The sequence below is a fragment of the Protofrankia sp. CiP3 genome (genome assembly GCF_917627345.1).
Lineage (GTDB): Bacteria > Actinomycetota > Actinomycetes > Frankiales > Frankiaceae > Protofrankia.
The window spans coordinates 9,889-21,674 of record NZ_CAKJTM010000083.1 but is presented as its reverse complement, the minus strand read 5'-3'; the positions used below and the strand labels follow the sequence as shown (position 1 = coordinate 21,674).

Annotated in this window: 11 protein-coding genes; 3 read left to right on the top strand and 8 right to left on the bottom strand. The window is 70.0% G+C overall.

Going from position 1 to position 11,786, the window contains the following annotated elements; genetic code table 11:
• From MJ797_RS20865 to MJ797_RS20850, 4 genes are all read right to left on the bottom strand, one after another.
• On the bottom strand, window positions 1-381 hold a 381-nt coding region (locus tag MJ797_RS20865), incomplete at its 3' end, for a helix-turn-helix domain-containing protein (protein ID WP_239339527.1).
• Window positions 378-953, bottom strand: coding sequence for an IS607 family transposase (locus MJ797_RS20860; protein WP_239339525.1), 576 nt, complete (start codon window positions 951-953; stop codon window positions 378-380). The genes MJ797_RS20865 and MJ797_RS20860, both read right to left, overlap by 4 nt.
• A 109-nt stretch (window positions 954-1,062) precedes the next feature.
• Window positions 1,063-1,764 (bottom strand): VIT family protein, encoded by a 702-nt coding sequence (locus MJ797_RS20855; RefSeq protein ID WP_239339515.1) that lies wholly within the window; start codon window positions 1,762-1,764, stop codon window positions 1,063-1,065.
• Between the two features lie 67 nt (window positions 1,765-1,831).
• The gene (locus MJ797_RS20850) at window positions 1,832-2,959 is read right to left on the bottom strand and encodes an amidohydrolase family protein (protein WP_239339512.1); all 1,128 of its coding nucleotides are present in this window, start codon (window positions 2,957-2,959) and stop codon (window positions 1,832-1,834) included.
• A 178-nt stretch (window positions 2,960-3,137) separates the two neighbouring features.
• Here MJ797_RS20850 and MJ797_RS20845 point away from each other — a divergent pair, with 178 nt between their 5' ends.
• Together MJ797_RS20845 and MJ797_RS20840 are read left to right on the top strand one after the other, a co-directional pair.
• Complete coding sequence (locus MJ797_RS20845; protein ID WP_239339507.1) at window positions 3,138-3,944, top strand: sulfite exporter TauE/SafE family protein; 807 nt, start codon at window positions 3,138-3,140, stop codon at window positions 3,942-3,944.
• A gap of 30 nt (window positions 3,945-3,974) precedes the next feature.
• Window positions 3,975-4,511, top strand: coding sequence for a DnaJ domain-containing protein (locus MJ797_RS20840; protein ID WP_239339505.1), 537 nt, complete (start codon window positions 3,975-3,977; stop codon window positions 4,509-4,511).
• Window positions 4,512-4,639: 128 nt separating this feature from the next.
• Here the strand turns inward: MJ797_RS20840 and MJ797_RS20835 are convergent, their stop codons facing one another.
• From MJ797_RS20835 to MJ797_RS20820, 4 genes are all read right to left on the bottom strand, one after another.
• Window positions 4,640-5,659: a ketopantoate reductase family protein gene (locus tag MJ797_RS20835; RefSeq protein WP_239339502.1), complete on the bottom strand. Its 1,020-nt coding sequence runs from the start codon at window positions 5,657-5,659 to the stop codon at window positions 4,640-4,642.
• Between the two features lie 125 nt (window positions 5,660-5,784).
• Complete coding sequence (locus MJ797_RS20830) at window positions 5,785-7,251, bottom strand: TIR domain-containing protein (RefSeq protein ID WP_239339499.1); 1,467 nt, start codon at window positions 7,249-7,251, stop codon at window positions 5,785-5,787.
• Window positions 7,252-7,493: 242 nt separating this feature from the next.
• Window positions 7,494-8,630 carry a M20/M25/M40 family metallo-hydrolase gene (locus tag MJ797_RS20825; protein ID WP_239339496.1) on the bottom strand — a complete coding sequence of 379 codons (1,137 nt, stop codon included), beginning with the start codon at window positions 8,628-8,630 and terminating at the stop codon, window positions 7,494-7,496.
• A gap of 374 nt (window positions 8,631-9,004) precedes the next feature.
• A complete protein-coding gene (locus MJ797_RS20820) occupies window positions 9,005-11,542 on the bottom strand; it encodes a bifunctional SulP family inorganic anion transporter/carbonic anhydrase (protein ID WP_239339466.1) in 2,538 nt (845 codons plus the stop codon).
• A 57-nt stretch (window positions 11,543-11,599) separates the two neighbouring features.
• Here MJ797_RS20820 and MJ797_RS20815 point away from each other — a divergent pair.
• Window positions 11,600-11,786 (top strand): hypothetical protein (locus tag MJ797_RS20815; RefSeq protein WP_239339455.1); only part of this gene is annotated, 187 nt, incomplete at its 3' end.

The window sequence follows — 11,786 nt, the reverse complement described above, 5'->3', positions numbered from 1 at the left end:
GCGCTTCTTGAACCGGGGGAACCCGACCCGTCGGCCCTTCCGTTTCCCTTTCCGGGAGTCGGTGACGTTCTTCAACCCGCGGGCAAGCTGGTCCAGCCCAGCGGAGAACGCTTCCTTCGAGCACTCCGCCCACCACGGGGCAACCTGATGTTTCGCGGCGTTCCAGGCGAGCCGCAACGCGGGCAGCGTCCACGGCACCGGGGTCAGCGCATCACCGTCCAGCCCGTAGGACTGCTCCGCATCGCGCTGAGCGAGCGCGGCCTTCACCCGGGCCAGCCCCCAGTTGTAGGCGAACCGGCCTGCGCCGGCATGCCGACGCAGACCCGCGAGCTGGGCGCTGTTCGGATCGAGCGCGAACCGGTACGCCTGCAACGTCTTCACGCCGGGCCATCCTTCGTCGCCTCGGCGATCGCGCGCCGGGCGCGGTCCGCCCCAGCCCGGCGGCCATACAGCCGGGCGCACATCGACGTGAGGATCTCGGTGATGTCGCGGACCAGGTCGTCGTCAACCTCTGCCGGGTCGACGACGAGCAGCCGGCGGCCCTGTGCGGCGAGCGCGGCCTCCACATATTCGGCGCCGAACCGGGCGAACCTGTCGCGGTGCTCGACGACGATCGTGGCCACATCCGGGTCTCGCAGCAGCGCGAGGAACCTGCGGCGGTGGCCGTTGAGTGCGGAGCCGACCTCGGTCACGACCGTGCCGACGGGCAGGTTCTGCCCGGCCGCCCAGGCGGTCACCCGGGCGACCTGCCGGTCTAGGTCGGCCTTCTGGTCCGCCGACGACACCCGGGCGTACACCGCGGTCAGCCCGGTCGGCCGTTCGACGGCTTCCGGCTCCACCAGGATCAACCGACCTACCCGCCGGGCAGGTACCGGCAACGTGCCTTCTCGAAACCAGCGGTACGCGGTGACGTGATGCACGCCCTCACGCTCAGCCCACTGCTTCAAGTTCACTCATGCATCATACCGCATACTCAAGCTGCGGCAGTTGACAGCCCTTCCTCGTCGCTGACAAGTAGCCGTGCGGACACATATATCTGGGCGATCCGGCCAGCCGGCGCGGTCAGTGGATGGCGGTTCCGGCCAGAGCGCCGACCGTGGCTGTCACGGCCATGGCGACGCAGCCGCCGAGCAGGACACGGCCAGCCGCCCGCATCCGGTTCGCGCCGCCGAGCGTGGCGCCCACCGCGCCAAGCAGCGCCAATCCCACCAACGTCACAGCGACAAGCAGCACGATCCTGCTGCTGCCGCCAGCGGCGAGCGTGACCAGGAGCGGAAGCAGAGCGCCAACGGCGAAACTCAACGCCGAGGCCCCGGCGGCCTGCACCGGACGGGCCGCGGTCGCGGGCGACTGGCCGAGCTCGTCGCGCGCGTGCGCGGCCAGCGGGTCGGCCCGGCTGAACTCCACCGCGACCTCCCGGGCGAGCTGCGGGCTCAGCCCACGCCGCACGTAGATGCCGGTCAGCTCCTCCAGCTCGGCGGCTGGATCAGCCGCGAGCTCCGCCGCCTCCACGGAAAGATCCCGCAGCTCGACGTCCCGCTGCGAACTGACCGAGACGAACTCGCCAGCGGCCATCGACGCCGCCCCCGCGACGAGCCCGGCGAGCCCCGCGGTCAGCACAGCAGCGCGCGACGCCGACGACGCGGCCACCCCGAGCATCAGGCTGGAGGTCGACACCAGGCCGTCGTCCGCGCCCAGCACCGCGGCTCGCAGCCAACCCGAACGCTCACCGCGATGTCTCTCCCGATGCCCCGGTCTCATCATGATGCGATCGAACGCCTCAGGGCCACTCAGGCGCCAGCCACACCTCGCGGTCGGTGAGTGAGAATCTTCACTGGGCCGGGCGAGATTCCTTCGCTGGGATGTCGAGGACCTGCCCACGCAGCACGATGAACGATGGCGCGGCGAGCACCCGTACGTCCACCCGCGGATCCTGCGGATAGACGACGAGATCGGCCGCGGCACCCTCGTCACAACCCGGGAATCCCAGCCAGGCACGCGCGGCCCAGCTTGCCGCCGACAGCGCGGCCAGCGGGGGCAGCCCGGCCCGCACCAGTTCGGCAACCTCGTCGGCAACCAGGCCATGGGCCAGCGATCCGCCGGCATCCGTGCCCACGTAGATCGCGATCCCCGCGTCGTAGGCGGACCGCACTGTATCGTAGCGGCGCGCGTGCAACGCCCGCATGTGCTTTCCGTAGCCGGGGAACTTTTCTTCCGCCGCCGCCGCGATGTCACCGAAGGTGGCAATATTGATCAAAGTCGGCACGATGGCGACGCCATGCGCCGCGAACAACGGGATCGTCTCGTCAGTGAGCCCGGTGGCGTGCTCGACGCAGTCGATACCGGCCTCGACGAGGTCGGCCAGGGAGCTCTCGGCGAAGCAGTGCGCGGTGACCCGGGCACCGACCGCGTGCGCGGCCTCGATCGCGGCGCGGGCCACGTCCCGCGGCCAGCATGGGGCGAGGTCCCCGGCGTCGCGGTCGATCCAGTCGCCGACAATCTTGACCCAGCCGTCACCACGCCCGGCCTGCTCGACGACGTTCGCGAGTAACTGGTCGGGTTCGATCTCGATACCGTAGTTGCGGATATAACGCCTCGTCCGGGCGATGTGCCGGCCGGCTCGGACCAGGCGGGGCAGGTCGACGCGGTCGTCCACCCAGCGGGTGTCGGCGGGTGAGCCCGCGTCGCGCAGCAGCAACGCGCCCGCGTCCCGGTCCGCCCGGATCTGCCGCTCGGCGGTGTCACGATCAACCGCGCCATGGGAGGCCAGGCCGACATGACAGTGCGCGTCGACCAGACCGGGCAGTACCCAACCTGACAGGGTCCGGACGTCGCGGGCACCGGCGCCGACCGGCGGGGTGAACGTGATCCTCCCGTCCAGCACCCACAGCTCGTCGCGGACATCCTCCGGCCCGACCAGTACCCGGCCGGTAATCCTCAACACCTCGAAACCGCCCATTCACGTTGCCTACCCACATGGCATCCACCGCGCCAGCGTTTCGGCGCTCTCCCGCCCGAGGTGGCGAGAAACACCGGCAACCAGCCGCATCCACCCGTGCGAACCTCATCTGAGCAGGTGTACTGAGCGGGTGTACTGAGAAGGTCGCAGGACTTCCTGCCCGGACGCGGAGGGTGCCGTGAGACCAGCCGACGGCGGACTCGTGGCCGCCGCCGGTCTGCTGGCTGGGGCGGTGAACGCGGCCGCCGGCGGCGGCACCCTGATCGCCTTCCCCGCGCTGCTCGCCACCGGTATGCCAGCACTCACCGCGAACATTACTTCCTCGGTCGGGCTGGTGACCGGCTATGCGGGCGGTGCGCTCGGCTATCGACGAGAGCTTGCGGGCCAGGCCGCCCGGCTGCGTCCGCTCGGTGTCCCGGCCCTGCTTGGCGGGCTGACCGGGGCGGTGCTGCTGCTGGCCACGCCCGTGGGCGCCTTCCGGGCTGTCGTCGGGTACCTCGTGCTGGTGGCCTGCGGGCTGCTCGGTACCCAGCCGTGGCTGGCCCGGCTGGTGGCGGGTCGGCGTGCCCGGCTGGTGGCGGGTCGGGCTGCCCCGATCATGCTCACCAACAATGGTGTAGCCACCGCCGGTGTCACCTGGCCGACCCGCGGCGGGGTGTTTCTGGCGGGGGTGTACGGCTCCTACTTCGGTGCCGGCCTCGGAGTACTGCTGCTCGGTATTCTGGGCATCCTGCTGCCCGACAATATCCAGCGCACCAATGCCGCGAAGACGCTGCTCTCGTTTGGGATCAACACAATCGGCGTCACTGTGTTCGTGGTAAGCGCCCAGGCCTCCTGGGCCTTTGCAGCGATCCTGCTGGTCACATCCTGTGTGGGCGGTCTTCTTGGCGCACGTCTCGCCCGGCTGCTGCCCGCGGCCGCGCTACGGGGCACCGTCGTGATTCTCGGACTGATCGTCGCGGTCGTCCTCATCGTCTCCAGATGACACGCCCAGCCGGCGGGTAAGAGATAGGTCGTGGCCCGACCATCGCTCTATGACGTGCTGGGTGTGCGACCGACGGCCTCGCCCGCCCAGATCGTCACCGCCTACCGGCGGGCCGCGCTGCGCACGCATCCGGACGCGGGTGGTTCCGAGAGCGCGTTCCGTCTGGTCAATACCGCCTACCAGGTACTGAGTAATCCAGAGCGGCGCCGTGCCTACGACCGTCGGCTGCGCTCCCGAGCGGCCGAGGGGTGTCCCGTGCCGACCGTGCCGCGCCAGCCCGGCCCCCCACGCCAGGCCACCGGCACAGCGGCACCTTCGCCGTCCCGGCCACCGGGACCAGCTCCCTCACCGGCAGCGGCACCAGCACCGCTGCCCGGCGAGACGCAGCGGCGGATCCGTCACCGTTACCTGGCGATGATGACCTGCTGCGTGGGGCTGTTCGTACTCGCCGGCGGCGTGGTCCGTTTCTTCTCGGTGCCGGCGGCGCTGGCCATGATGTCCGTCGCCGCTGTCATCCCGCCGGTCGCGGCCATCATCGCCAACCGCTCCCGAGACGGCGACCGCTAAGATCGATCGACAACAGGGGCGTGGATCAAGGAGCAGGGCTGGGGCACGCGCCGCGCGTCATCGCTCCCTGTCCATCGCCGCGCGATGCGCGGTACCCCGGCTCGTCGGTCGACGCCCCAAGGGCCAGATCACAGGCTGGGGGCTAGTTCCACCATCCGTTCCACGTCGTTGCGGTAGGACAAAAGGCAGGGCATGGGAACGTCGAGCCGTTCCCCCGTCCGGATGACGTCATCGTAGATCTCGTACAGTTCCGCGGGCGCATACCGGCTGCGGTTGACCGAGATTCGCTGGGGCAGCTCTCCGCGGAGCATGAGCCGTACCGCCGGTGCCACCGTCGACGGCGGAAGCACGAACGGCCGGGCGTCCTGCGCAAAACGCACCTCCGCCCCGCGTGCGACGCATACCTGCATGGCTTCCCGGCCCGCATGCAGCGCGTCGTAGACGGCTCGGTTGCTGCGCGTGAAACGCTCGAATCCACGGGCACGGGCAGCACCGCATATCCATGCGGTGATACTGGCGAAATACACCCACAGCCAGTGCTCCATGTTGGGACGGATCTCTGGCCGGAAGCCGGCTTCCGCGAAGAACGCGGCAAAGCGGCCCAGATTCTGCTCGGCGATGTCCGTCATCGTGTCACCCGTTGGGATGTCACCCGTGGCCGCCCCGGGTGCCGCCCGCCCGGACATGCTCGGCCCGAGCACGATCCCGCCCTCGAGGGCGCCGGTCAACACGTTGTTGATGATGCCGCCACCGGCCCGGGGAGCGCCCAGCACGTACTGGTCCTTGCCCAGGCAGGAATCGATGAAGTCCAGCCCACGCCAGTTGTGGTTCAGGAACAGCACGGTGGCCGCGCCAAGGTTTCGCGCGAGCCCAGGCAGGACGTCCGGGGTCTGGGTATGCCGGACGGCAAGCACAACCAGCTCGACGCCATCCGCCGGACGCAGCTCGGTGACAACACGGGGATGGAAACGCTCGGTGACCTCCCGACGGCGTCTGCCCCGGACGTCGAGAACACTCAGGTCGATCCCGTCGGCCCATCGGTCCACCTGCTCCGGCCGGACCAGCAGGCTGACCTCGTGCCCGGCCCGTGACAGCGCCCAGGCATGCAGCGTACCGATCACTCCACCACCGAACACCAGAACACGCATGGCATCCAGTATCCGAATCGGGTGGGACGTTCGGCAGAGCCGATGGCCCGTCCACGGGCAGCACAAAGACCCATCTGGCGATGGCCTTCCCGCAATGGACGGAAAGGCCCGTTACCTTTCCCCGCTCACCCGTTCGGGCCGGGAAACGGCGGCGGGCCGGACGGCCGATAACGACCGGCAAGCGATCTTTTCACCTGTTCGACGAGTTCAGTTGCCGCGGCGTCACGCGGGAGGCCAACGAGGTCAATGGCAACGATACCCCGCAGCAATCCGTCCGGCTTGCATTCCACCACCCGCACCGGGATCAGCCTCCGTCGCATCCCGTTGGGGTCGCGCTGCCACGCGGCATGCCATTCGGCCTGCACCTTCGCCGCCCGCAGGTAGTTGTCCGACAGCACCACCAGTGTGCGCTCGGAATGCCTGATCGCGTCGTCGAGCCGCCGCACGTCATGCTCTCCGGGCAGCGCGTCCCAGGTTTCGATATGCACCCGGTAGCCACGCTGCTCAAGCTCCCAGGCGATCCAGGTGCCCCAGTTCTCGTCCGCCTCGGCGACGGAGACGAGAAAGTCCCAGCGGGCCGCGTCGGCGGGCTTGTCATCGGTGACCGCCGCGGCCGGGCGGTCCGCGGCGGCGCGGTCGGTCTCGGCGCCGCGGCCGGCGGCCGGCACCTGCACCCAGGCCGTACCGGAGAACTTCGGAACCTCGACTGTGACCTCGCGGAACTCCCCTGGGTCCAGACCACGGAGCTGCTCGGCAACGGTGGCGGCGTACAGCTCGTCGGAGACGATAAGCGCAAGATCTTCGGATGGCGCATCCGCGAGCACCTGGCGCACCTGCGGGGCGTCCACCAGCCGGGCCGCGACGATGGTCGGCTGGCCGGCGAAGCCGGTACCGTCGACGATCACATCGCCGTGGTGCAACGCCAGTCGCACCCGGACCCGACCGGTGTCGTTACGGGTCCGGTTGAAGGCCCGCAGCGCTATCCGCAGCTCGCGGACGAAATCCGCGGCGAGTGTCGCCTTGGGGACGCTGACGGCGACAACACCGAGAAAACCGTCGCCCCGGTCCTGTAGCTGGACGGCGTCGGCGGCTATACCGGCCCGCCCGCAGGCCTCATCGACGATCTCGCGCAGGCCCCGGCGCCAGGCAAGCTGGACGAGAGTGCCGTGCGCGCTGAACCGCACCGCGTCCAGAGCAAGCACGGTGTACGGCCGCGGAAGGCCGTCGGGCGAGCTGAACCCGCCCGGTATGCCCGCGGCGGCGGCTGGCCCATGGCCGGCGGCGGTTCCAGCTGCGGTGGTTCCAGCGGCGGAGAATCCGGCCGCGAAATCCCGCGTCTGCGCGAACACCGGATTCGCCGGGTAGCGCTCGGCAGCGGCGGCGAGAATCCGCCGCCGGCCATCCGGCAACCCGCCGCTGTCGAGAAAGCTGTTCACCTCCACCCAGAACGCCAGCGGAGTCTGCGCCGCCACCCAGTTCGGCTGTTCAAATCGTTGCAGCCCGGCCCGTTCAAGCAGCTGGACGGCGCTCAGCGAAGTGGCGAACGCCCCCGCGAGCGCCCGGATCTCCAGCTCGGTCAGCCGCTCGCTCAAGGCCCCCCCATGAAAAACGCCATCTGCCCGGCCCATCCCGAGCGGAACTGGACGCGCCATGTTCGCACGTCACGACCGAGGGTACCGAGCCCGGCTGTTGGCAGTTCCGCTCCCCCACCGCTCCCCTGCCACTCCCCTCCGGATCGACGGACGAGCGGGCAGGCGGGCGCTCGCTCGGCGAGGCCTGCCGGTATCGGTGTGACCCGCGGCCTTGCCAGCAGCCACCTGGACGCGGCTCCCTGTCATTGCCTTGTCCGCGTGATCAGTTGAGCCAGCAGGTGGGTGCGGGGGAGCATCCGTGCGACCTCGACGTACTCGGCATCCGTGTGGGCGCCGCTGCCGACGGCGCCGAGCCCATCCAGCGTCGGGCAGCCCACGGCCGCGGTGTAGTTACCGTCCGAGGCACCGCCGACGGCCATCCCCCGCGGCGGCTCCTGGCCCAGTTCCACGGCAATGCTGGCGGCGAGGGCGAACAGTTCGGCGGAGGACTCCGGTTCCATCGGCGGCCGTTGCCTGCCACCCAGCACCTCCAGCCGAGCTCCGTGTGTCCGGGCGGTGAGCCCCCGCATGAGATCGTCTATCTGGTCCTGTGCCGCCAGAGTCGGCACGCGCACGTCCACCAGCACCTTCGCCAGCGCGGGCACCGTGTTGCGCGTGCTGCCGGCCGACAGCAGGGTGGGCGTTATGGTGGGGGCGCCCAGGATGGAGCCAGTGGTGCCGGTGGTGCCCATCGAGGCCGCGAGGCCGGCGATTGCCAGGACCTGGTGGGCGGCCTCGATCGCGGCGTTGACCCCCCGCTGCGGCTCCAGGCCCGCGTGGGCGGCCTTGCCGTGCACCACCACCTCATAATGCGAGGTGCCCTTACGGGCGATCTTAAGGGCGCCCTCTTCGTTCGCGGCCGCCTCCAGCACGAAGGCGGCCGCGCAACCGCGCGCGGATTCCTCGATCAGCTCCCGGGAGGTCGGGGAACCGACTTCCTCATCCCCGTTGACCAGGACGCACACACCGTCCGGGGACGGCAGGGAGGCCAGCGCGTGGAACATCTGCGCCAGCCCCGCCTTCATGTCCAGGACCCCGGGGCCGCGGGCGATCCCGTCGAGCAACGACCAGGGATGGCTCTCCAGGGAACCCAGCGGCCACACCGTGTCGTGGTGTCCTACCAGCAGCACCCGCGGTGTGCCGAAGGTCCACCGCAGGTGGGTCACACCATCGATCACGATCGTCTCCGGAGCCGCGCCCAACAGCCTCGCCCCGAGCGCGCCGACAACCTCGGCGCTGCGCGCCACCGCGGCATGGTCGGCCGAGAAGGACTCGCAGCGCACGAGTTCCGCCAGATCGGCCAGTATCGCCGGTAACGCGATCGTGGCTCCCGTGGTCACCAGTCCCACCCCGTCTCGACCGTGCGCCAGGAAAGCACGCTTCTCCCTGGCTGCGGATCCGTCGCTGACACGACAAGGATAATCCGCATAAGCATAAAAAGCCGCTGCCAACCTGACGCGACCGAATGCATAAGGCGTAGGCAGCAGGAACACCAGACAGCTGGATATCAATGATCATCGAGTCGTTGAAGCGAGTCATTGAAGTAGTGAATAAAACCATACCGCGGGCTACCGGCCAGCGTCAGGCATATCAACCTGCCGGACACGTTTCCCGATGTTGCGCGGGGATTCGCCCCGGCCTTCGACACAGTGATCCACAAGCAGCGCCTCGCCGCGCTGCGCATGCCACGGTAAAGCCGGCCGGTGTCGACCTTTCAGACCGCGGTTTCGGCGGTGGGCGTGACGGCCGCCGGTGTGTCCCAGCGGCGGGGCGGACGACGACGCTGCGGCAGCACCGCGGCCAGCGCGTCGGAAGGATCGACAAAACGGCCCGATGCCTCGTCAAGGACCCAGGTGTGCGCGGCGGGAATGTCGAAGTAGAGACCCACAAGCTCGAGCGGGCCACGGGCCAGCGCACGCCGCACGGCTGGGTGCCCGCGCAGGTGCTCCAGCTGGAGCACGACGTTCGCCCGGCCCAGCTGTTCCAGGGGCGACAGCGTCTCGGTACCCGGCAGCGGTGTCCGGGCCAGCGCTCCCCGGGCGTGGGTCAGCCAGCCCGCCAGCGCGGAGTCAGGGTCCCGATCGATGCCGCCGGACAGCAACGCCGTCATGGCGCCGCATCCCGAGTGCCCGCACACCACGATCGAGGGCACCCGCAGGGTGTCGATGGCGTAGTCGAGCGCGGCGGTCACAGACAGATCGCCCGTAGGCCCGCCAGCGAGCGTGCCGTCCGACGAGACGAGCGGCACGATGTTGCCGACGTTACGGACAGTGAACAAATCGCCAGGTCCGCTACTGGTGATGATGTTCGGGACAACCCGGGAGTCGACGCAGGTGAGGAACAGCGCGCTGGGGCGCTGACCATCCGCGAGATCCCCGAGGGTGCCGCGCAGCAGCGGAGCGGCCCGGCGGTGGAACTCGGCGACCCCCACCAGCATCGTGCCGACCGGGTGAACATGACCATCAGCAACATCCACCGTACCTGTCGTATCCGGACTGCCGTCGGCCGTCACCGGCGCGGCCGCACGGTGCGCCTCTCCGTGGGAGGCTGCCAGCTCCTGCCACTGCGACCAGGGCGCGAACCAGCGCGGCAGGTGCGGAACCACGGTCCGGCGCCGGTGGGACTGGTCCGCACGCGGCCGCCGGAACCACGCGTGACCGATCTCGTCCACGCTCACCTGGCCGCCGGTCCGCTCATACTCGGCGCACCAGGTGTGCAGGTGCTCGAAGGCCGCGTGGTCGAGGTAGTCGACCACGAGCTCGATCGACACGCAGGCCCCGCTGGGAACCCGGCCAAGAACCCGGGCGAGGCGCGGCAGCGAGAGAAAGCTCAGGGTGCCCTCCACGTCCACCCGCCACGTCTCCCCCGTCTGGACGAGATGGATGTTCGACCACAGCACCCGGCGGAGAACCAGGGCGAGCGCGGTGAGCATCCCGAGCACGACACCCTGGAGCAGGTCGAGCGCGACGACACCGACGAGTGTGGCGACGTACACGGGCAGTTCGCCGTGTCGCCGCACGTGGCGCAGATGGGAGACATCCATCAGCCGGACCCCGACGACGACGAGCAGGCCGGCCAGCGCGGACAGCGGAATCCACCTCACCACTCCACCGAGGAACACCGCGAACAGCGCCACCCACACGCCGTGCAGGACCGCCGATGCCCGCGTCCTCGCCCCGGCCGCGACGTTGGCGGAACCGCGCACGATCACACCGGTAACCGGCAGACCGCCAGCGAGGCCCGACAGGACGTTGGCCGCCCCCTGCCCGAGGAGCTCACGGTCGAGGCTGATCCGGCCCGGCACCCGGCCACGGGCGGCGGCCAGCTTCTCCACCGCCACAGCGGACAACAGGGACTCCACACTCGCCACGATCGCGATGGTGAGAACACCGAGGATGACGCCGGGCCAGTCCCGGTCCGGGAAGACCGGCAACGACACCGAGCTGATGATCGACCCAGGCAGGTCAACGCGGGGCAGGTCCAGGTGGAGCGCGGCGGCGAGGGCGGTCCCGACGACAACCGCGGCGAGCGGTCCGGGGATCGCGCGCAACCCACCGGGCAGCCCGCGAACCAGCCAGGGCCACAGCACGAGGACCGCGATCGTGATGGCTCCGATCAGGGTCGCGGCGCTGTGGCTGACGACGATCCGCCCGGGCAGAGCCATGATGTTGTGGATGGCATGGGAGTCCGGCTCACCGCCGAGGATGACGTGCAGCTGGCCGACGGCGATGGTGAACCCGATCCCGCCGAGCATGCCGTGCACGATCGCGGGTGACACGGCGAGAGCGGCGCGGGCGACCCGGCTGACGCCGAAGAGGATCTGGACCACACCGGCAGCCGCGGTCACCGCGCACGTGACCCGCCACCCGTACGTGCTGATGAGACCGGCGACGACCACGGTGAGCCCGGCCGCGGGCCCGCTGACCTGGAGACAGACACCACCGAGCGCACCGGCGACGATCCCGCCGACCACGGCGGCGATGAGGCCGGCGGCGACCGGCGCGCCCGTGGCGACCGCGATACCCAGCGACAGCGGCATCGCGATCAGGAACACCACCAGCGACGCCTGCAGGTCTGCCCGCAGGTCTGCTCGCCGGGCGCCGAGCCGCGGCCCGCGATCCGCGGGACGGCCGGCAACAGTGCCCGGCGGCACCGGCGGTGAATGGCTGTGCGTGGACAACGACGCTGCTGGTGCTGATGCCCCTGCCGACGATGTCCCTGGCGACGATGGCGACGGGGTGGGGACGGGCATGTCAACCTCCTGGATCGGGCTCCTCAGGATCGGATCGGCACCGGACGGAATGTCGCGATGGAAATCGCGACGGAAATCGTCCCCGAACGGGTTGCGCAAGCCGACGACCGTACCTGTCACAAGGGCCGCACCAAGAGTCACCCTAGGAGGCGCCCCCCGCCCGCGTCCGACCGCCACTCCGAGTCCTCTGCCTGCGGCTACCCGCGGGCATGGCTGCCCGCGGCGGTAAGAGCGACCGGCAATA

What these genes read in the sequence shown, in the direction of transcription:
- MJ797_RS20855 (WP_239339515.1), bottom strand. Translation starts at nt 1,764, where the DNA reads ATGATGAGACCGGGGCATCGGGAGAGACATCGCGGTGAGCGTTCGGGT.
- MJ797_RS20850 (WP_239339512.1), bottom strand. Translation starts at nt 2,959, where the DNA reads ATGGGCGGTTTCGAGGTGTTGAGGATTACCGGCCGGGTACTGGTCGGG.
- MJ797_RS20835 (WP_239339502.1), bottom strand. Translation starts at nt 5,659, where the DNA reads ATGCGTGTTCTGGTGTTCGGTGGTGGAGTGATCGGTACGCTGCATGCC.
- MJ797_RS20820 (WP_239339466.1), bottom strand. Translation starts at nt 11,542, where the DNA reads ATGCCCGTCCCCACCCCGTCGCCATCGTCGCCAGGGACATCGTCGGCA.